This is a genomic window from Pseudomonas sp. Irchel 3H9 (genome assembly GCF_900187495.1).
Lineage (GTDB): Bacteria > Pseudomonadota > Gammaproteobacteria > Pseudomonadales > Pseudomonadaceae > Aquipseudomonas > Aquipseudomonas sivasensis.
This window is the reverse complement of sequence record NZ_FYDK01000004.1, coordinates 206,508-227,000: the sequence shown is the minus strand read 5'-3', so window position 1 is coordinate 227,000 and position 20,493 is coordinate 206,508. Positions and strand designations below refer to the sequence as shown.

Sequence of the window (20,493 nt, the reverse complement as noted above, 5' to 3'; positions counted from 1 at the left end):
TAGTGGGTTGGGGGTGGAGCGTCAATGAAAGCTGGTCGAGTACTTGAACCATCGCACCACCGCCCTCCTCTACCCTTACAGGTATCAAGGAGAACACCATGCATAAAACCAGACTCGCCCTGTTAATCATGCTTGCCGGCACCCTCGCGGCGTGCGGAGAAAGCTCAACCCTGAAGGTTTCCGACGGGACCGGCCCCTCGCCCCGACTGTCGGAGCCGAACAAAACGCTGATCCCTACCGTCAACATCGCTCCGGCTATCGGCTGGCCAGATGGCGCGAAGCCAACGGCAGCCCCCGGCACGCAAGTGGCCGCGTTCGCCGAGGGCCTCGACCACCCGCGCTGGCTGTATGTGTTGCCTAATGGCGATGTGCTTGTGGCGGAAACCAACGCACCGCCCAAACCGGATGACGCCAAGGGCATACGCGGCTGGGTCATGGAGAAGGTCATGGGACGTGCCGGCGCCGGGGTGCCGAGCCCGAACCGTATCACTCTATTGCGCGATGCCGACCACGACGGCGTCGCCGAAACACGTACGGTGTTCCTGGAAAACCTCAATTCGCCGTTCGGTATGACCCTGGTCGGAAACGACCTGTATGTGGCCGACTCGGACAAGCTGCTGCGTTTCCCCTATCAGCCAGGCGAAACTGCCATCAAGGCCCAAGGCTCCAAGGTGGTCGACTTGCCAGGCGGCCCGCTGAACCACCACTGGACGAAAAACGTGGTGGCCAGCAAGGACGGCAGCAAGCTGTACGTGAGCGTCGGCTCAAACAGCAACGTCGGTGAAAACGGCCTGGAGGCGGAACAGGGGCGTGCCGCGATCTGGGAAGTCGACCGCGCCAGCGGCCAGCACCGTATTTTCGCCTCCGGCCTGCGCAACCCCAATGGCATGGCTTGGGAACCGCAGAGCGGCAAGCTGTGGACGGCGGTGAACGAGCGCGACGAGATCGGCAGCGACCTGGTGCCGGACTACATCACCTCGGTCAAGGACGGCGGTTTCTATGGCTGGCCGTTCAGCTATTACGGCCAGCATGTGGATGTGCGCGTCACGCCGCAGAACCCGGACCTGGTAGCCAAGGCGATTGCGCCGGACTACGCCGTAGGGCCGCACACCGCTTCTTTGGGCCTGACGTTCGCCGAGGGCAGCAAACTCCCGGCGCCGTTCAGCAACGGCGCATTCATCGGCCAGCATGGCTCGTGGAATCGCAAGCCGCACAGCGGCTACAAGGTAATTTTCGTGCCATTCGACGCAGGCCAGCCTAAAGGTCAGCCGGTGGACGTGCTGACCGGCTTCCTTGATAAAGATGAGAAAGCCATGGGCCGCCCAGTGGGCGTGGTGATTGATCAGCAAGGGGACTTGCTGGTGGCGGATGACGTGGGGAACAAGGTATGGCGGGTGTCGGCGGCCAAATAAACGCCCCCAGAAGCATCACAAAACCAATGTGGGAGGGGGCTTGCTCCCGATAGCAGTGGGTCAGGCACAGATACTGTGACTGATACTTCGCTATCGGGGGCAAGCCCCCTCCCACATTTAGTTAGGTATTGGGTTCAGGGATTACGTGCCAGGTTTGCTGGCAATACCCGCTTGGCGCTCAGATAAGCATTCTGCCAATACGCCTTGGACAGGGTATCGAGCTTCACCGTACCGCCGGTTTGCGGCGCATGGACAAAGCGGCCCTCGCCCACATAGATCCCAGCATGGCTGACCTGCGAACCACCGCCGGTGGCGAAGAACAGCAGGTCACCGGTTTGCAGGTTCTGCTCACTCACGTCCTGAGCGCGCATCACGATCAGCTCACGGGTAGTGCGTGGCAGGGAAATGCCGGCGGCGTCACGGAACACAAAGCCGATCAGGCCACTGCAATCAAAGCCCGAGTCCGGCGTGTTGCCGCCCCAGCGATAAGGCGTGCCAACGAGGCCCAGCGCACGGAAGAGCACGTCTTCGGCAGCAGGCGAGAAATTCTGGGTGGCGTAATTGAATACCGGCTTGGGCTTGGCCGCGACAGGAGCAGGCGGCGGACGGCTGGCGCAGGCGCTGAGCAGCGCGGCGCAAACGAGAAGAACTAGGCGGGCTGACGTCGACATGTGCAGAACAATCCTGGTCTGGATGCGGCTTTCGCTGCCGAACGCTGAAAACCAGAACGCGCAAGCAAGGCTCGCGCGAACGGATTACAACAATGTCCAGGGATTCTAGCGCTTACACGTCAAACTTCAAGTATCACTTTAAGTTTACTTGCTAGCGGTAACGGTCGTCGGGGCCATGGCGAGTGCACGCTTGGCTTCGATGAAGGTTTTGCTCCAGTAACTGTCGCCCAGGTTGTCGACTCGGACACCGCCACTGCGACGGCTGCTGGAGTGGATAAACTGGTTATCACCCAGGTAAATACCGGCGTGACTGACACGACCACGACCTGCAGTACTGAAGAAAAGCAGATCACCGGGCTTGAGGTTGTTGCGCGCGACCAACGGTGCGTTCACGTTGATCATTTCGCGAGTGGAGCGTGGCAAGTTCATGCCAGCTTCTTCACGAAACAGATAGCCGATGAAACCGCTGCAGTCGAAACCGGCTTCGGAAGTACCGCCAAAACGGTAACGGGTACCGATCAGGGACATGCCGCGTTCGAGAATGCTGTCGGCCAGAACTGGAAGCTGATAAGGCTTGCTGCCGGAGAAATCGGTCAGTTCTTTCTCTGTTGCAACTTCTTCCTCATAGACAGTGGAAGACTGCGCTGCAACAAATTTTGCCTGGGAATGTTGTTGAGGCTTTTGCTGCTCAACCACCTGCTGAGGGTGGGAGGCGCAACCAAACAACAGGGTAACGAGTGCGAGGGGCACGAGGGGTGCGAAGCGATTTAGCATGGGCACGACCGTGGCTGATGTGTAAAGAAGCCGAGACTATGCCCTCTATCACATCGATTTGCAAATTCAATCGTGATCTATGTGACTTCCTGTTTGGACTATGACATCTAAGCCCTTAACACCCTATACGCACCTTTCGCGTGGCCAAACCGGCACAAACGCGGGTTTTCTGACGCCTGGAATTTGCCAAATCCCCTGCAAACAAAGGGGTTGCTACCAGCCGAGGGTTTCTTTGAGAAAGGGAATGGTCAGTTTACGCTGGGCCTGCAAAGAGGCTTGATCGAGCTGTTCGAGCAAATCGAACAACGCACTCATGCTGCGAGTGCCACGGGTGAGGATAAAGTGTCCGACTTCGTCGGTGAGGTGCAGGCCGCGGCGAGAGGCACGCAATTGCAGGGCGCGCAATTTGTCTTCGTCGGAGAGCGGGCGCATCTGGAAGATCAGCGCCAGGGTAAGGCGCGACTTGAGGTCGGCCAGTTTGACGGGCAACTCGCGGGGCGATGTGGAGGCAGCAATCAACAAGCGCCGTCCGCTGTCTCGCAGGCGGTTGAACAGATGAAACAGCGCCTCTTCCCAATCGGCCTTGCCAGCAATCGCCTGTAGGTCATCCAGGCATACCAGCTCGTATTGCTCAAGGTTGTCGAAGATCCCGATACCGCGGTCCATCAATTCAGCCAAAGGCAGGTACACCGCCGGCTCGCCCATTTGCTCGAAGCGCAAGCAGGCGGCCTGCAACAGGTGAGTACGCCCCACGCCGTGCTTGCCCCACAGATAGATCAGGCTTTCAGTCCACCCGGCGTCGGCTTCGCAGAGCCGCTCGACATAGCCGAGTGCAGCGGCATTGGCGCCTGGGTAGTAATTGATAAAGGTGGCGTCATCACGCAGACGCACACCTAAGGGCAGCTGAATCGGTTTCATGCTGACTGAACGGCTCCCATCGAACCGCTAGTGGCCTCTGTGTAAAGTTTGCAAAGTTTATACCCGTGACGCGGGGCGCACAATGCAGCAGACCACAAGCAAAATCAAAGGTTTGCGTTAACTTGCCGGTTTTACGCGGATTGTTTGACGCCATCCCCCCATAAACAACAAACCCGGCCGAAGCCGGGTTTATGAAGCAGCGGTTACAGGTCGGGGTCTTCGACGCCCGTGTACACATCCGAATCCTTGTACAAATCGTGCATATGGCGCACCAGCACCATGATCACCGCCGCCACCGGCAATGCCAGCAAGATGCCGGTAAAGCCAAACAGCTCGCCCCCCGCCAGGATCGCAAAGATTACCGCCACCGGGTGCAGACCGATCCGGTCACCCACCAACAACGGCGTCAGCACCATGCCCTCAAGGGCCTGGCCGACCATGAACACCGCGACAATCCCGAGCATCGGATACAGGTCACCACCAAACTGGAACAGGCCAGCCACGAGCGCCGCGCCGATGCCGATCACAAAGCCCATATAAGGAACGATAGCCGCCAGGCCAGCGATCAGGCCGATCAACAGGCCCAGCTCCAGGCCGATGGCCATCAGGCCGGCGGCGTAGATAACGCCCAGGGCCAGCATCACCAGCAACTGGCCACGCACGAATGCGCCAAGGACTTCATGGCACTCACCGGCCAGGGAGACGATGCGCTCCTCACGATCACGCGGCAGCAAGCTGCGGATCTTGGCCATCATGATGTCCCAGTCGCGCAGCAGATAGAACGCCACCACCGGGATCAGCACGAGATTGGTCAGCCAGCCGATCAACGCCAGGCTCGACGCAGTCGCCTGACTGAGGATCACACCGACGATATCGGTGGTTTGCCCCATATGCTCACTGATCGCCGCCTTGACCTTATCGAACTTCCAGAAGCCGTCCGACAACCCCAACTTGGCCTGGGCCCACGGCATTGCCGTGTGCTGCAACCAGTCGAGCATCTGCGGCGCCAGCTCATAGAGACGAAACAGTTGCTTGGCCAGCATCGGCACCAACACCAGCACCAGCGCGGTGATGATCAAGGTGAACAGCGCAAACACCGCCACTACGCCCAAGGTCCGCGACAGCCCGGCTTTCTCCAAACGATCCACCACCGGATCGAACAGATAGGCCAGCAGCAACGCAACCAGGAACGGCGTCAGGATCGAATGCAGCAAGAACACAAAAACGCACAGCAGGACGATCCCGCCAAGCCACACCCAACGACGCGTATCCGCCATAAACCACTCCATTGCTTCTATATAAGGAAGAACTGTTACCAACGAAAACGCAGTTGCGCCTGAGGCTCAGGTGCAGCGGCCGGTTGCGCGCCCTCAGCGACTGGCTGCGTAGCCGGCGCCTCGCCCGCAGGGATCTCCTGCAGCTTGGCCAGGCTCAACTGGGTGCGCAACTGATCGGCGCTCCCGTTAACCCGATACACAATGCGATTGCCGTCAACCCACTGCGGCTGGCCACCAAACGGCTCCAGCAGATGACCCAGTGCCGCGTAGCGCTCCAGGGTCATCCCCTGCACTTCCAGCAGTTGTTCGGTGCTCACGCCAGGCTTGACCGCAAAACGCGGCGCCAATTTCTGGCTGACCGCCAGCATCACTGCATCGGCCACCGCGCCGGTGTCGGCGCCTTGGGCTGTGCCCTGTTCGCTCTTGTCGCCCAGCCACAGGCGCCATTTGGCCTGCCATTGGTTACCTTCCTGACGCGCGTGCACGGCAAGCAACGCGTCGGCGCCGTAGCGCTCGGATGCGGCGCGCAACGGTGTGGCGTCGGCACTCTCCAGGTTCGGCGCCGTGGCGACGACCTGCTCATCCAGATCGCCCAGCGGCAGACGCAACGGCAAGCCACGGTGCTGGGCTGCATGACGCAGCGCCTGGGCGACGGTCTGGCCATCCCCCACCAGGCTGCTGCCTTCAGTGGAATCGTTCAACCACCAGCCGAGGATCGACGGCCGATTGCTGCCCCAGATCGACAGGCCCGCATCACGCAGAGCGCGGTCGGTGCTGACCGGGTCGAAATCCACTTGCAGACTCTCGGGTGGGCCGGCGTCGTAACCGTATTGCGTGATGATTTGCTGCGGATCCTTGCGAATCGCCGCCAGGCCTGGGCCGTCGGCGGCTTTGGCGTCGCCGGTCAGGCGGATTACCAGGGTCTGCACCGCGCGCTGGGTGGCCTGGTCGCGCTCTTGGGGCGATTGGCTGCTGACGGGTTCAAGTACTTGATAAAGACCATTGAGGGTTTCGGCATGACTCGCCAGGCTGACCAACGACAAGCAGCCCATAAAGAAGAATTTACACAGACGCATGGAAGATTCCCGAACGACAAATTTAGCGGCTGGAACAGACCGCGTGAACTCGGTTTGCCAAGGCTGTGACCACGGCAACCGGTAAAACATTCACAGGGTCCTGGTAAGTTTTCATGCTGTCATAACGATAGCGGGTTCAAGGCTATACCTTAATACGTACCACGGCTGACGCGATTAGCATTTTTTTAACCTATATGGCCCTGCCCGTCGGCCCGAGGATGGCCGCTGCCCCTCAAGCCTGATAAAATCGCGCGCCTTCGCAGACCGTCATCGGCTGGGCCTTTTACCAAAAGCCCCTGCCCGCTCGGTCGTTACCCCTGAATCCCCCCTAAAGGCCTGGATCATGAGCAAGCAACCCTCCCTGAGCTACAAGGACGCCGGTGTAGACATCGACGCCGGTGAAGCATTGGTCGAACGCATCAAGAGCGTCGCCAAGCGCACTGCGCGCCCCGAAGTCATGGGCGGCCTGGGCGGTTTTGGCGCCCTCTGCGAAATCCCGGCCGGCTACAAGCAGCCTGTTCTGGTTTCCGGCACCGACGGTGTGGGCACCAAGCTGCGCCTGGCACTGAACCTGAACAAGCACGACAGCATCGGCATCGACCTGGTGGCCATGTGCGTCAACGACCTGGTGGTATGCGGCGCCGAGCCATTGTTCTTCCTTGACTACTACGCCACCGGCAAGCTCAACGTCGAGACCGCTACCCAAGTGGTAACCGGCATTGGCGCGGGTTGCGAACTGTCGGGTTGCTCCCTGGTAGGCGGCGAAACCGCTGAAATGCCAGGCATGTACGAAGGCGAAGACTACGACCTGGCCGGTTTCTGCGTGGGTGTTGTAGAGAAAGCCGAAATCATCGACGGTTCCAAAGTGGCTGCCGGTGACGCCCTGCTCGCCCTGCCATCCTCTGGCCCGCACTCCAACGGCTACTCGCTGATCCGCAAGATCATCGAAGTGTCCGGTGCCGACATCGAGAACATCCAACTCGACGGCAAGCCACTGACCGACCTGCTGATGGCCCCGACCCGCATCTACGTCAAGCCACTGCTCAAGCTGATCAAGGACACTGGCGCGGTCAAAGCCATGGCCCACATCACCGGCGGCGGCCTGCTGGACAACATCCCGCGCGTCCTGCCAAAAGGCGCTCAGGCGATCGTCGACGTGGCCAGCTGGCAGCGTCCTGCGGTATTTGACTGGCTGCAAGAGAAAGGCAACGTCAATGAAACCGAAATGCACCGCGTGCTGAACTGCGGCGTGGGCATGGTGATCTGCGTAGCGCAAGAACACGTTGAAACTGCGCTGAACGTCCTGCGTGAAGCCGGCGAGCAGCCTTGGGTCATCGGCCAGATCGCCACCGCTGCCGAGGGCGCGGCCCAGGTTGAACTGAAGAACCTCAAGGCTCATTGATGTCTCAGACCTGTGATGTTGTGGTGCTGCTCTCCGGCACCGGCAGTAACTTGCAGGCCCTGATCGACAGCACGCGCACCGGCGACAGCCCGGTGCGCATCGCTGCGGTGATCTCCAACCGCAGCGACGCCTACGGCCTGCAACGTGCCAGGGACGCGGGTATCGAAACCCGCTCGCTGGATCACAAGGCTTTCGAGGGCCGCGAGGCCTTCGACAGCGCCTTGATCGAACTCATCGATGCCTTCAACCCCAAACTCGTGGTACTGGCCGGATTCATGCGAATCCTCAGCGGCGATTTCGTGCGGCACTACGACGGGCGCCTGCTGAATATCCACCCTTCCCTGCTGCCCAAATACAAAGGCATGCACACCCATCAGCGCGCCCTTGAAGCCGGTGACAGTGAGCATGGCTGCAGCGTGCACTTTGTCACCGAGGAACTCGATGGCGGGCCTCTGGTCGTACAGGCAGTGGTTCCGGTAGAGTCTGACGACTCGGCGCAGACACTTGCGCAACGGGTTCATACCCAGGAACACAGGATTTACCCGCTGGCTGTGCGCTGGTTTGCCGAGGGGCGGTTGATTCTTGGTGACCAGGGTGCATTATTGGACGGTCAGTTACTTGCGGCCAGCGGCCACTTGATTCGAACCTAGGAGATTTTATGCGTCGCGCCTTGCTTTTCGCTGTTGCGCTGTTCGCCTTGCCTGCCGTGCAGGCAGCCGACCTTCACCCCTTCTCCGCCAGCTACACCGCCGACTGGAAACAGTTGCCCATGAGTGGTTCGGCTGAGCGCAGCCTGACCAAGAACGACAACGGCTCGTGGACCTTGAATTTCAAGGCATCCATGATGATCGCCAGCCTGACCGAAACCAGCGTGATCCGCTTCGACAAGGACACCCTGCAACCCGTGAGCTACAGCTTCGAACGTGGCGGCCTGGGCAAGGCAAAGAAAATCAACCTGGACTTCGACCAGACCGCCAAGAAAGTTACCGGTTTTGAAAACAAAGACCCGGTGAACGTGGCCCTGCAAAGCAACATGCTCGACAAGTCGACCTACCAGCTCGCATTGCAACGCGATGTGGCAGCCGGCAAGAAAAGCATGAGCTACAACGTGGTTGAAGGGACCGACGTCGACACCTACGACTTCCGCGTGATCGGCCCGGAAAAGGTCCAGACCAAGGTAGGCTCCATCGACGCGATCAAGGTCGAGCGCGTGCGTGACCCGACCCAAAGCAAGCGCATCACCCAGATGTGGTTTGCCAAGGACCAGGGCGGCATCCTGGTTGCCCTGCGTCAGGTTGAGACCGACGGCAAGGAATACAACATCATGCTGCAAGACGGTACCGTTGACGGCAAGGCTGTCAAAGGCAACTGATTGCGCGGATGAGCTGAACAAGAGCCTCGCTGAATGCGGGGCTTTTTTTCGTCTGGGGATTTTGGGTTCAAGTGTCTGCCATCATCGGGAGCAAGCCCCCTCCCACATTTGAACTGCGAACACTTACCCCTGTGGGAGGGGGCTTGCTCCCGATGGCGCCGGCATGACCAACACAGCCCTATCAGGCTGCCGCCCAACATGAAACTTCTGTCATAAACCGCCAAAGCGGTTTACTTAGCAAGCTAACAAATCGTATAAAAAGACCTGCGACGACTTGCCGCATACCCACCAGAAATTGGAGCAAGCAGATGACTGTAAAAGTAACTGAACGCGACGATGCACATATGTCCCACGAAGCGCTGGGCCATGGGATTCACATCTGGGATGTACACCAACAAGACCTGCTGGTCGGCATGTTTCACAACGAGAGCGACGCTCACAATTATAAAAACGAGCTTGAGTCGCTTGAGATGAAACGCCAGGCACAAAGCTCCTGAATATTCGCAGGATTTCGGCACAAGGCCCACGCAGCCCGACGCCTGAAAACACAAACCCCGCCTTTTGAGCGGGGTTTGTTGTTTTGAGAGGTACTGCTTACCACTCAGGTGCTTGAACGCTTTACCACATCAGATCATCCGGGATCTGGTAAGCCGCGTACGGATCGTCCTCATCCGGCACCTGGCTTTCTGTGAGGATGTTGAGTTGCACAATGCGCTCTGGTGCGCGCTCCTGAATCTTCAGCGCCGCTTCACGCGGGATCACTTCGTAGCCGCCGCCGTGGTGCACGATCGCCAGGGAGCCGTTGCTCAGCTTGTTACGCATCAGCGTGTTGACCGACAGGCGCTTGACCTTCTTGTCATCCACGAAGTTGTAGTAATCCTCGGTGGTCAGCTTGGGCAGGCGCGAGGTTTCGATCAATTGCTTGACCTGAGCCGTGCGGGCCTTGGCCTCGGCTTTTTCCTGCTGCTGGCGATTCAGCTCCTGGTCACGTTTGACCTTTTCGGCGTGTGCCTCGGCAGCCAGGCGTGCCTGGGTGTCATCGACCTCGGCTTGGCCTTTGTGGACCAGGCGCTGCTGCTTCTGTTTCTCTTTGCCGACCTGCTTGGCCTGCTTTTGGTTGACCAGACCTGCTTTGAGCAACTGGTCGCGAAGGGAAAGGCTCATGGTGCTTACTCACTTAGGCAACTGCTCAACCGCAGCTGGACACATTCTTTTCCTGACGTTTGGCTTCGCCCCATAGGGCGTCCAACTCTTCGAGGGTGCAATCTTCTATGGGACGACGGGTGTCGCGCAATGCCTGTTCGATAAATCGGAAACGTCGTTCGAACTTGGCATTGGTGCCACGCAGTGCGGTTTCCGGGTCAACCTTGAGGTGACGGGCCAAGTTGACCGCCGCAAACAGCAGGTCACCGACTTCATCAGCAATGGCTACCGAGTCATTATCGGCCATGGCTTCGAGCACTTCATCCAGCTCTTCGCGCACGTTGTCCACCACCGGCAAGGCAGACGGCCAGTCGAAACCGACCTGGCTGGCGCGCTTTTGCAATTTGGCGGCACGGGATAAGGACGGCAGCGCCGTGGGCACATCATCCAGCAGGGAAAGCTGCTCTGGTACATCGGATTTTTCCGCACGCTCCTCGGCTTTGATCTGCTCCCAGCGCTCCTTGACCTGCTCTTCGCTCAACTGTGGGATATCCAGTGGCGCATACAGATCACCGGTGGGGAACACATGGGGATGACGCCGGATCAGCTTGCGCGTGATGCTGTCGATCACGCCGGCAAATTCGAAACGCCCCTCTTCCCGCGCCAACTGGCTGTAATACACCACTTGGAACAACAGGTCGCCCAACTCCCCTTGCAGGTGATCGAAGTCGCCGCGCTCGATGGCGTCGGCCACTTCATAGGCTTCTTCGAGGGTGTGCGGGACGATGGTCGCGTAGGTTTGCTTGAGGTCCCACGGGCACCCATATTGCGGGTCTCGCAGGCGGCTCATCAGGTGCAGCAGGTCTTCAAGTGAATACATCTTTCTGTGTCCGATCAGTGTGGGAGGGGGCTTGCTCCCGATAGCGGTGCGTCAGCCACCAGATGCATCAACTGACAGCCTGCTATCGGGAGCAAGCCCCCTCCCACATTTAGCCTGCATTCATTCCGCGAATCATGGGGTACGGTTACGCCGTGTCTCGATGATGTTCGGCAACTGGGAAATCCGCCCCAGCAACCGGCCCAATGCGTCCAACCCCGGGATCTCGATGGTCAGGGACATCAACGCGGTGTTGTCCTCTTTGTTCGAGCGGGTGTTGACCGCCAGCACGTTGATCCGCTCATTAAGCAGCACTTGCGAGACGTCACGCAGCAAACCGGAACGGTCGTAGGCACGGATGATGATGTCCACCGGGTAGGTGAGCACCGGCACCGGGCCCCAACTGACCTGGATAATCCGCTCCGGTTCGCGCCCGCCCAGTTGCAGCACCGAGGCGCAGTCCTGGCGGTGAATGCTCACGCCACGGCCCTGAGTGATGTAACCGACGATCGCATCCCCCGGCAGCGGCTGGCAGCAGCCGGCGATTTGCGTCAGCAGGTTGCCCACGCCCTGGATCTGGATATCACCGCGCTTGCCAGGCTTATAGCCGGTGGCTTTACGGGGGATCAGCTCAAGTTGTTCGTTGCCGCGTTCCGGCTCGACCAACTGCTGGGCCAGATTGACCAGTTGCGCCAGGCGCAGGTCGCCGGCACCCAGGGCGGCGAACATGTCTTCGGCGATCTTCATGTTGGCCTTTTCGGCCAGCTTGTCGAAGTCCACCTGCGGCAGGCCCAGGCGAGCCAGTTCGCGCTCAAGCAGGGTCTTGCCGGCGGCGACGTTTTGGTCGCGCGCTTGCAATTTGAACCAGTGGACGATCTTCGCCCGTGCCCGCGACGTGGTGATGTAGCCCAGGTTCGGGTTCAGCCAGTCGCGGCTCGGCGTGCCGTGTTTGCTGGTGATGATTTCGACCTGCTCACCGGTCTGCAGGCTGTAGTTGAGCGGTACGATACGCCCGTTGATCTTGGCGCCCCGGCAGTTGTGGCCGATCTCGGTGTGAACGCGGTAGGCGAAGTCCAGCGGCGTCGAGCCCTTGGGCAGGTCGATGGCGTGGCCGTCGGGGGTGAAGATGTAGACCCGGTCCGGTTCGATATCCACACGCAGTTGTTCGGCCAGGCCGCCGATGTCGCCGAGCTCTTCATGCCATTCCAGCACTTGGCGCAGCCAGGAGATTTTCTCTTCGTACTGGTTGGACCCGGCCTTGACGTCGGTGCCCTTGTAGCGCCAGTGCGCGCACACGCCCAGCTCAGCCTCTTCGTGCATGGCGTGGGTGCGGATCTGCACTTCCAGTACCTTGCCTTCGGGGCCGATCACGGCGGTGTGCAGAGAGCGATAGCCGTTTTCCTTGGGGTTGGCGATGTAGTCGTCAAACTCCTTGGGAATGTGACGCCACAGCGTATGAACGATGCCCAGCGCGGTGTAGCAGTCGCGCATTTCCGGCACCAGCACGCGCACCGCACGCACGTCGTAGATCTGGCTGAAGGCCAGGCCCTTGCGCTGCATTTTGCGCCAGATGGAATAGATGTGCTTTGCACGGCCGCTGATGTCGGCGTCGACCCCGGTGGCCTGCAACTCGGAGCGCAACTGGCCCATCACATCGCTGATAAACCGCTCGCGATCGAGCCGCCGCTCATGCAGCAGCGTGGCAATCTGTTTGTATTGATCGGGCTCCAGGTAGCGGAAGGACAAGTCCTCCAACTCCCATTTGATATGGCCGATGCCCAAGCGGTGAGCCAGGGGGGCGTAGATGTCGAAGACTTCGCGGGCAACGCGGTTGCGCTTTTCGTCGTCGGCGGTTTTTACCGCACGGATCGCGCAGGTGCGTTCGGCCAGCTTGATCAGGGCGACGCGTACGTCGTCGACCATAGCGACCAGCATCTTGCGCAGGTTCTCGACTTGGCCCTGGGTGCCCAGCACCATGGACTGGCGCGGACTGAGGCTCGCGCTGATGGCCGCCATGCGCAGGACGCCGTCAATCAGCTTGGCCACCACTGCGCCGAAACGCTGGCTGACCGTAGGCAACTGGATGTGCCCTTCACGCACGCCGCGATAGAGCACGGCGGCGATCAGCGAATCCTGGTCCAACTTGAGATCGGCAAGAATCTCGGCGATTTCCAACCCGGTGCGAAAGCTGGAAGTGCCTTCAGCCCACAGGTTCTTGGCCGCATTGTCTTGCTGCTCAGACTCGCGAGCGAACTCGCAGGCTGCTTTCAAGGCTTCACGGTCCAGTGCCGGGTCGACACTGATGGCATGATCCAGCCATGCCTCCAGGTTGATACTGCCGTCGGTGTTGATCGGCTGGTGTGCTCTCACCTGTACCATCTTGCTTACCTTCCCTACGACGCACCTTGGATGCGCCAAAAATCATGCCGACCTTTTGCTGCAAACTCCCTGGCAGTTCACGGCCTTGGAGAATGCAGGCCAGTCGGATTAAACGGGCATCCTAGCCCGCTTCAAATAACGCCATCGCCTCGACATGCGCCGTCTGCGGAAACATGTCGAGGATCCCGGCCCGTTTTAGCCGGTAGCCTTGCTTGACCAACTCAACCGTGTCCCGCGCCAGCGTCGCCGGGTTGCAGGACACATACACCAGGCGCTTGGCCCCCAAGGTGGCGAGCTTGCGCACAACCTCTTGGGCACCATCGCGGGGTGGATCCAAGAGTACCGCAGAAAAGCCCTGTTTGGCCCAATCCGCGTCAGTCAAAGGCTGGGACAAATCGGCCTGAAAAAACTGCGCATTATGCAAATTGTTGCTGATGGCGTTCTGTGCAGCCCGGTCCACCATGGTCTGCACCCCTTCCACTGCCACCACTTCACGCACCTGTTTGGCCAGTGGCAGGGCAAAATTGCCCAAGCCGCAAAATAGGTCCAACACCCGTTCATCAGGTTGCGGCGCCAGCCAGTCCAGGGCCTGGGCAACCATCGCCTCATTGACCCCGGCGTTGACCTGGACAAAATCCCCCGGCCGGTAAGCCAACTCCAAGTCCCATGCGTCCAATCGGAAACCTAGTGACTGATCGGCCTTAAAGGGTTCCGGCTGGCCTTCGCCATGCAGCCACAACTGGGCTTCATGGAAGCTACAAAATTCTTTCAGGATCAGCAGGTCCGCCTCCGACAACGGCGCCATATGCCGCAACAAGACGGCGACGGACGAGCCACTGAACAACTCAACATGGCCCAGTGCCTGAGGTTTGCTCAGACGACGGAGCATGTTGGGCAAGCGCTGCATGATCGGCTGCAAGGCCTGTACCAGCACCGGGCAATCATCGATGGCGACGATGTCCTGGCTGGCAACGGCGCGGAAACCCACGTCGAGTTTTTTTGCCTTGGCATCCCAACGCACCGCCACGCGGGCACGGCGCCGGTAACCGAACTCCGGGCCGCTCAACGGTGCGGCCCACTCTTGCGGTTCGACACCGGCCACGCGGGACAGTTGCTCGGCGAGCATGCGCTGTTTCAGGGCGAGTTGTTCGTTGTGGGGCAAGTGCTGCACGCTGCAACCGCCACAGCGGCCGAAGTGCGCGCACGGTGCAGGACGGCGCAGTTCACTGGCCTTGAACACCCGCTCGGTGCGGGCCTCGACCACTTTGCCGTGGGTACCCAACACCCGCGCTTCGACTTCTTCGCCGGCCAGCGCGCCATTGACGAACCAGGTGCGGCCTTCAAAAAAGACGATGCCACGGCCATCGTTGGCCAGGCGCTCAATGGTCAGGCGTTGTTTCTTGCCCACTGGAATCTGTGGGGCCCGGCTGCCGCCCGTCGGTTGGAAGCGCAGGCCTCTCTCGTGCTTGGCCATCAGTTGGGTTCGTCGAAAATGCCGGTCGACAAGTAACGGTCGCCTCGGTCACAGATGATCGCGACGATCACCGCGTTTTCCACTTCCTTGGACAAGCGCAACATACCCGCCACGGCACCGCCGGACGACACGCCGCAGAAGATGCCTTCTTCACGGGCCAGTCGGCGGGTGGTGTCTTCGGCTTCGCGCTGGGCCATGTCGATGATGCGATCCACGCGGGTCGCGTTGTAGATCTTCGGCAAGTACTCTTCGGGCCAGCGACGAATGCCTGGGATGGCCGCGCCTTCCATCGGTTGCAGACCAACGATCTGGATCGCCGGGTTCTGCTCCTTGAGGTAGCGCGAGTTGCCCATGATGGTACCGGTGGTGCCCATGGAGCTGACGAAATGGGTGATGGTGCCCTGGGTCTGACGCCAGATTTCCGGACCGGTGGTGGTGTAGTGCGCTTCGGGGTTGTCCCCATTGGCGAACTGGTCCAGCACCTGGCCACGGCCTTCGGCGGCCATGCGCTCAGCGAGGTCGCGGGCGCCTTCCATGCCTTCTTCCTGGGTGACCAGCACCAACTCGGCGCCATAGGCGGTCATCGCCGCCTTGCGCTCGGCGCTGCCGTTGTCGGGCATGATCAGCACCATCTTGTAACCCTTGATCGCGGCGGCCATGGCTAGGGCGATGCCGGTGTTACCCGAGGTGGCTTCGATCAGGGTGTCACCAGGCTTGATCTGCCCGCGCAATTCGGCACGGGTAATCATCGAGAGCGCCGGGCGGTCCTTGACGGAGCCAGCCGGGTTGTTCCCTTCAAGCTTGAGCAACAGGGTATTGCTGGTTTCTCCCGCCATGCGTTGCAAGCGGACCAGAGGCGTGTTGCCGACGCAATCGGCGATTGTAGGGTACTGCAAGGTCATGGCGTATTCGCAATCCAGACTGCGGGGCGCACATCATACCGGGAAAGGCCGGCGGGCCATATCACGCAAAGTGTGGTGCTTATGGCTTAAAGGAATAAGCGGAAAAGAGGGTGAGCTTGGGGACCCCATCGGGAGCAAGCCCCCTCCTACACTGGACCGCATTCTCATGCTGGAACTCGGTGGAATGTGGGAGCGGGCTTGCTCCCGATGGCCGCGCCTCGATACCCCGCCTAGCCCAAATGCCCATCGCCATGATTTCTCCGAAAGACCTCCTCACCCATCGCCGCAATCTGCCCTTCGATCAATGCATCAAACGGCTTGAGCAGCGGTTCAAACGACACCGGCGCCTCCAGCACCTGCAGCGCCTGCACAATCGCCTCCACCGTCGACAACGCCCCTGGCCCGGGCGCCTTGCGCAGTCGATAGCGGGACACGGCGGCCTCAGCCAGCGTCACCCGAGGCAACGCCGCCAGCAAGGGATTGAGGTGTAACAGCTTGCGCGCCTTGCGCCAAGTGCCGTCAGGCACCACCAGCAACAGCGGCTGAGCCCCTGGCGCGTAGGCTTGCAGCGGCTGGGCATCGTCAGCAGGAAACAACAGCCTCGCCTGGTAGCCGGGCGGGTTCAACAGGGCCTGCAAGTCATCAAAGACCTCGCCCACCACCAGCTGCGCATTGTTCAATCCCAGCGCCGCCAACCGCGCGGTATTGAGCGCATGGTTGACCTCGCTCGGGTGCTGCAACAGCAATACGCGGGTGCGGCTGTCGAGGTTGGGGATCAGCGCGCACAAGCAATGGGCAGTGGGCCTGAGGCAACGGGAGCATTGGGGTCTGGACATGGTTCTTCAGGCCTGATTGAGCTGGGCTTTGAGCAAATCGCGGAAGGTCTGGATCAGCGGCTCACGGCTGCGGCCCCGGCGCATGATCATCGAAAATGGCGCTTGATAGCCAAAGGTGGCTGGCAGCAATACGCGCAGGTCACCCTTGTCGGCCCAGGCCTGGGCGTAATGCTCCGGCAGGTAACCAATATAGGCGCCGGACAGCACCAGGATCAGCTGCGCCTCCATACTTTCCACCGTGGCGGCGCTGTGCTTGAAGCCGTGGCGCGCGAGTTCCGCCTGGCTCCAGTAGCCGCGTCCGACCATGCGTTGCTGGGTGATCACTTGTTCGGGAATGCGTCGCTCATTGAATAAAGGATGCCGCGTGCTGCAATACAGCCAATGCTGCTCGCGATAAAGCGGCATGTAGATCAGCCCGCTCATACGGTTGGAGAAGGCGCCGATGGCCAGATCGAGGCGGTTGTCCTGCACACCCAATTGCAATTCGTACGGGCTCATCACCGAGAGATGCAGATGCACCGCCGGATGTTCCAGGCTGTAGGCGCCGATCACTTCGGCGAACGGCAGGGCCTTGTCGCTGACGGTGGAATCGAGCACGCCGAGCTTGAGGGTGCCGCGCAACTCCCCTTTGAGTGCGGCGGCGTACTGCTCGAAGCCTTCCAGTTCACCGAGTAGGCGCAAGGTTTCCTGGTGAAACAACTCGCCCTTGCTGGTGAGGCTGAAGCCGCCGCGCCCGCGATGACACAGCACCAGGCCCAACGCGCTTTCCAACTGGCTCATATAGGTGCTGATGGCCGACGTGGACAGGTTGAGTTCGTGCTGAGCGTTGGCGAACCCCTGGTGGCGCACGACGCTGACGAAAATGCGCAGGAGTTTCAGGTCGGGCAAGGCGTTGGCCATGGTCGGCTCCGGGTAAGGACCGGGGCAGTTTACTCGCGTGCATTAGTTTAGAAAAACCTGAACTAAGTATTTGCCTCTGCCGATTCTTCCCTTCCTTCGCATTTCGCAGAATCGGCCCCTAATAAACAAAACAACGATGAGGCAATCCCGTGGACAAGATCTTCCACCAACCACTGGGCGGCAACGAAATGCCGCGCTTCGCCGGCATCGCCACCATGATGCGTCTTCCCCACCTGCAATCGGCCAAAGGCCTGGACGCTGCTTTTGTCGGCGTGCCCTTGGACATCGGCACCTCGCTGCGTGCCGGCACCCGCTTCGGGCCGCGTGAAATCCGCGCCGAATCAGTGATGATCCGCCCGTACAACATGGCCACCGGCGCAGCACCGTTCGACTCGCTTTCCGTGGCTGACATCGGCGACGTGGCGATCAACACCTTCAACCTGCTCGACGCCGTGCGCATCATCGAAGAAGCCTACGACGAGATCCTAGAACACGATGTGATCCCCATGACGCTGGGCGGTGACCACACCATCACCCTGCCGATCCTGCGGGCGATCCACAAGAAACACGGCAAGGTCGGGCTGGTGCACATCGATGCCCACGCCGACGTCAACGACCATATGTTCGGCGAGAAAATCGCCCACGGCACCACCTTCCGCCGCGCCGTGGAAGAAGGCCTGCTCGATTGCGACCGCGTGGTGCAGATCGGCCTGCGCGCCCAGGGCTACACCGCGGAAGACTTCAACTGGAGCCGCAAACAGGGCTTTCGCGTGGTCCAGGCGGAAGAATGCTGGCACCACTCCCTCGCGCCGTTGATGGCCGAAGTGCGGGAGAAAGTTGGCGGCGGCCCGGTGTACCTGAGCTTCGACATCGACGGCATCGATCCCGCCTGGGCCCCCGGCACAGGCACTCCGGAAATCGGCGGGCTGACCACTATCCAGGCCATTGAGATCATCCGTGGTTGCCAGGGCCTCGACCTGGTTGGTTGTGATCTGGTAGAAGTTTCGCCGCCCTACGACACCACCGGCAACACCTCGCTGCTCGGCGCCAACCTGCTGTACGAGATGCTCTGCGTACTGCCCGGCGTGGCGCATCGCTGATGAGCACGCACGAGGTGCTGCAAGCCGCCGCCGACCTGGTGGCGGCCTTCGCCCGCAATGACCGCGCCGCCTACTTCGGTGCGTTCACGGGCGATGCCAGCTTTGTGTTCTACACCCTCCCCCAACCGCTGCTCAGCCGCGATGCCTACCAGGCGTTGTGGGACAGCTGGCGCGCGGACGAGGGCTTCGAGGTGCTGTCCTGCACGTCGAGCAACCCGTCTGTCAGCCTGCAAGGTGAGGATGTGGCGATATTTATTCATGACGTGGCCACCGAGTTGCGCATGAACGGGGAGCAATTTTTCAGCCAGGAACGCGAGACCATTGTCTTCAAACGGCAAGGGCTACGCACACAACAAAAACAAGGCCTGTGGCTGGCCTGTCACGAACATTTGTCCGCTGTGCCGGAAGGGCTGCCGCCCCCTTAGCCAATGTGATCGGAGCTGATCATGAATAATAAAAACAACGAAAACAGTATTCGCAAGATTGAAACCAACGGGGTCGAACAGATTCCGGACCACGAACGTACCGCCAACCCCAAGGATCTGTTCCGTCTGATCTTCGGCGGTGCCAATACCTTCGCCACTGCCGTGCTGGGCTCGTTCCCAGTGCTGTTTGGCTTGTCATTCCAGGCCGGTGTCTGGGCCATTGTGCTGGGCGTGCTGCTGGGTGCTCTGATCCTGGCGCCTATGGGCTTGTTCGGGCCGATCAATGGCACTAACAACGCGGTGTCTTCCGGTGCGCACTTTGGGGTGCACGGGCGGATTGTCGGTTCGTTTCTGTCATTGCTGACGGCAATTGCCTTCTTCTCACTGTCGGTGTGGAGTTCAGGCGATGCGCTGGTCGGAGGTGCGAAACGCCTGATTGGCCTGCCGGAAACCGACCTGACCCTGGGCCTCGCCTACGGCCTGTTCGCCCTGCTTGTCCTCACGGTGTGCATCTACGGCTTTCGCTTCATGCTGTGGGTCAACCGAATTGCGGTGTGGGCGGCGAGCCTGCTGTTTTTGCTAGGGATCTTCGCGTTCGCGCCAGCCTTTGACAGCCACTTCTCAGGCAGCGTCGCCATGGGCCAGACCGGCTTCTGGGCCGCGTTTATCGGCGCTGCGCTGGTAGCCATGAGCAACCCGATTTCCTTCGGCGCGTTCCTCGGAGACTGGTCACGCTACATCCCCCGTGAGACGCCGAAAATGCGCATCATGCTGGCAGTGGTCCTGGCGCAAATCGCTACTTTGATCCCGTTCCTGTTTGGCCTCGCCACCGCGACCATCGTGGCGATCAAGGCACCGGATTACATCGCAGCCAACAACTATGTCGGTGGCCTGCTGGCGGTTGCACCCACCTGGTTCTTCCTGCCGGTGTGCCTGATCGCGGTGATCGGCGGCATGTCCACCGGCACGACCTCGCTGTATGGCACGGGGCTGGACATGTCCAGCGTATTCCCGCGCCTGCTGTCGCGGGTCAAGGCCACGCTGCTGATTGGGGTGATGTCGATTGCCTTCATCTTTATCGGACGTTTCGCCGCCAACCTGGTGCAGAGCGTGTCGACCTTCGCCGTGCTGATCATCACCTGCACCACGCCGTGGATGGTGATGATGATCATCGGCCTGATCGTGCGCCGCGGCTTCTACTGCCCGGATGACCTGCAAGTGTTCACCCGCGGTGAAACCGGCGGGCGCTACTGGTTCAGCCATGGCTGGAACTGGCGCGGGCTGGGGGCCTGGATTCCGAGCGCGTTGGTGGGCCTGTGCTTCGTCAACCTGCCGGGGCAGTTTGTCGGGCCACTGGGCAATTTGGCCGATGGCATCGATATCAGCCTGCCGGTAACGCTGGGGTTGGCGTCAGTGGTTTACCTGACGTTGTTGCGAGTGTTCCCGGAGCCGGCCTCTGTTTATGGACCGACTGATCCACGCAGCAAGAGCATGGATTCGCTCGCTAAACCGGCGATGCAACACGCCGCCTGACCTCATAAAAAAGATAATCGGA

General features: G+C 60.5%; 20 protein-coding genes. 8 read left to right on the top strand and 12 right to left on the bottom strand.

Going from position 1 to position 20,493, the window contains the following annotated elements; translation table 11 throughout:
- The first annotated feature begins 98 nt into the window (after nt 1-98).
- Complete coding sequence (locus tag CKW32_RS16255; RefSeq protein ID WP_095185411.1) at nt 99-1,412, top strand: sorbosone dehydrogenase family protein; 1,314 nt, start codon at nt 99-101, stop codon at nt 1,410-1,412.
- A 134-nt stretch (nt 1,413-1,546) separates the two neighbouring features.
- Here CKW32_RS16255 and CKW32_RS16250 read toward each other — a convergent pair whose 3' ends face one another.
- From CKW32_RS16250 to CKW32_RS16230, 5 genes are all read right to left on the bottom strand, one after another.
- Nucleotides 1,547-2,083, bottom strand: a complete 537-nt coding sequence (locus tag CKW32_RS16250) for a C40 family peptidase (RefSeq protein WP_032887787.1) — start codon at nt 2,081-2,083, stop codon at nt 1,547-1,549.
- A 144-nt stretch (nt 2,084-2,227) separates the two neighbouring features.
- Nucleotides 2,228-2,857, bottom strand: a complete 630-nt coding sequence (locus tag CKW32_RS16245; RefSeq protein ID WP_095185410.1) for a C40 family peptidase — start codon at nt 2,855-2,857, stop codon at nt 2,228-2,230.
- A gap of 213 nt (nt 2,858-3,070) precedes the next feature.
- Nucleotides 3,071-3,775, bottom strand: a complete 705-nt coding sequence (gene hda, locus CKW32_RS16240; protein ID WP_032887783.1) for a DnaA regulatory inactivator Hda — start codon at nt 3,773-3,775, stop codon at nt 3,071-3,073.
- A 203-nt stretch (nt 3,776-3,978) separates the two neighbouring features.
- The gene (locus CKW32_RS16235; protein WP_032887781.1) at nt 3,979-5,052 is read right to left on the bottom strand and encodes an AI-2E family transporter; all 1,074 of its coding nucleotides are present in this window, start codon (nt 5,050-5,052) and stop codon (nt 3,979-3,981) included.
- A gap of 35 nt (nt 5,053-5,087) precedes the next feature.
- Nucleotides 5,088-6,128 carry a DUF2066 domain-containing protein gene (locus CKW32_RS16230; protein WP_032887779.1) on the bottom strand — a complete coding sequence of 347 codons (1,041 nt, stop codon included), beginning with the start codon at nt 6,126-6,128 and terminating at the stop codon, nt 5,088-5,090.
- A gap of 343 nt (nt 6,129-6,471) precedes the next feature.
- Here CKW32_RS16230 and purM point away from each other — a divergent pair, with 343 nt between their 5' ends.
- From purM to CKW32_RS16210, 4 genes are all read left to right on the top strand, one after another.
- Nucleotides 6,472-7,530 (top strand): phosphoribosylformylglycinamidine cyclo-ligase, encoded by a 1,059-nt coding sequence (gene purM / locus CKW32_RS16225; RefSeq protein WP_014719398.1) that lies wholly within the window; start codon nt 6,472-6,474, stop codon nt 7,528-7,530.
- Nucleotides 7,530-8,180: a phosphoribosylglycinamide formyltransferase gene (gene purN, locus CKW32_RS16220; protein WP_032887777.1), complete on the top strand. Its 651-nt coding sequence runs from the start codon at nt 7,530-7,532 to the stop codon at nt 8,178-8,180. Before purM ends, purN begins: the two co-directional genes overlap by 1 nt.
- A gap of 8 nt (nt 8,181-8,188) precedes the next feature.
- A complete protein-coding gene (locus tag CKW32_RS16215; protein ID WP_032887775.1) occupies nt 8,189-8,902 on the top strand; it encodes a DUF3108 domain-containing protein in 714 nt (237 codons plus the stop codon).
- 308 nt (nt 8,903-9,210) lie between these two features.
- The gene (locus CKW32_RS16210; protein WP_032887774.1) at nt 9,211-9,399 is read left to right on the top strand and encodes a hypothetical protein; all 189 of its coding nucleotides are present in this window, start codon (nt 9,211-9,213) and stop codon (nt 9,397-9,399) included.
- Nucleotides 9,400-9,520: 121 nt separating this feature from the next.
- Here the strand turns inward: CKW32_RS16210 and CKW32_RS16205 are convergent, their stop codons facing one another.
- The 7 genes from CKW32_RS16205 to CKW32_RS16175 all read right to left on the bottom strand — a co-directional run bounded on the left by CKW32_RS16205 (nt 9,521) and on the right by CKW32_RS16175 (nt 17,413).
- Nucleotides 9,521-10,066 (bottom strand): DUF2058 domain-containing protein, encoded by a 546-nt coding sequence (locus CKW32_RS16205; RefSeq protein ID WP_014719402.1) that lies wholly within the window; start codon nt 10,064-10,066, stop codon nt 9,521-9,523.
- 25 nt (nt 10,067-10,091) lie between these two features.
- Nucleotides 10,092-10,925, bottom strand: a complete 834-nt coding sequence (gene mazG / locus CKW32_RS16200) for a nucleoside triphosphate pyrophosphohydrolase (RefSeq protein ID WP_095185409.1) — start codon at nt 10,923-10,925, stop codon at nt 10,092-10,094.
- Between the two features lie 132 nt (nt 10,926-11,057).
- Nucleotides 11,058-13,301 (bottom strand): GTP diphosphokinase, encoded by a 2,244-nt coding sequence (relA, locus tag CKW32_RS16195; protein WP_032887770.1) that lies wholly within the window; start codon nt 13,299-13,301, stop codon nt 11,058-11,060.
- A 121-nt stretch (nt 13,302-13,422) separates the two neighbouring features.
- On the bottom strand, nt 13,423-14,775 hold the full coding sequence (gene rlmD, locus CKW32_RS16190; RefSeq protein WP_095185408.1) for a 23S rRNA (uracil(1939)-C(5))-methyltransferase RlmD: 1,353 nt from the start codon (nt 14,773-14,775) through the stop codon (nt 13,423-13,425).
- On the bottom strand, nt 14,775-15,677 hold the full coding sequence (cysM, locus tag CKW32_RS16185) for a cysteine synthase CysM (RefSeq protein WP_015885254.1): 903 nt from the start codon (nt 15,675-15,677) through the stop codon (nt 14,775-14,777). Before cysM ends, rlmD begins: the two co-directional genes overlap by 1 nt.
- A 230-nt stretch (nt 15,678-15,907) precedes the next feature.
- Nucleotides 15,908-16,513 (bottom strand): tRNA-uridine aminocarboxypropyltransferase, encoded by a 606-nt coding sequence (locus CKW32_RS16180; protein ID WP_032887764.1) that lies wholly within the window; start codon nt 16,511-16,513, stop codon nt 15,908-15,910.
- 6 nt (nt 16,514-16,519) lie between these two features.
- Nucleotides 16,520-17,413, bottom strand: coding sequence for a LysR family transcriptional regulator (locus CKW32_RS16175; RefSeq protein WP_017134867.1), 894 nt, complete (start codon nt 17,411-17,413; stop codon nt 16,520-16,522).
- Between the two features lie 149 nt (nt 17,414-17,562).
- On the opposite strand from CKW32_RS16175, the gene speB reads away from it, so the two are divergent.
- From speB to CKW32_RS16160, 3 genes are read left to right on the top strand one after another with little or no spacing between them, the layout of a single operon-like run.
- Nucleotides 17,563-18,513, top strand: coding sequence for an agmatinase (speB, locus tag CKW32_RS16170; RefSeq protein WP_032887762.1), 951 nt, complete (start codon nt 17,563-17,565; stop codon nt 18,511-18,513).
- Complete coding sequence (locus CKW32_RS16165) at nt 18,513-18,938, top strand: nuclear transport factor 2 family protein (protein ID WP_095185407.1); 426 nt, start codon at nt 18,513-18,515, stop codon at nt 18,936-18,938. Before speB ends, CKW32_RS16165 begins: the two co-directional genes overlap by 1 nt.
- A gap of 21 nt (nt 18,939-18,959) precedes the next feature.
- Nucleotides 18,960-20,471, top strand: coding sequence for a cytosine permease (locus tag CKW32_RS16160; RefSeq protein ID WP_095185406.1), 1,512 nt, complete (start codon nt 18,960-18,962; stop codon nt 20,469-20,471).
- Nucleotides 20,472-20,493: the final 22 nt, after the last annotated feature.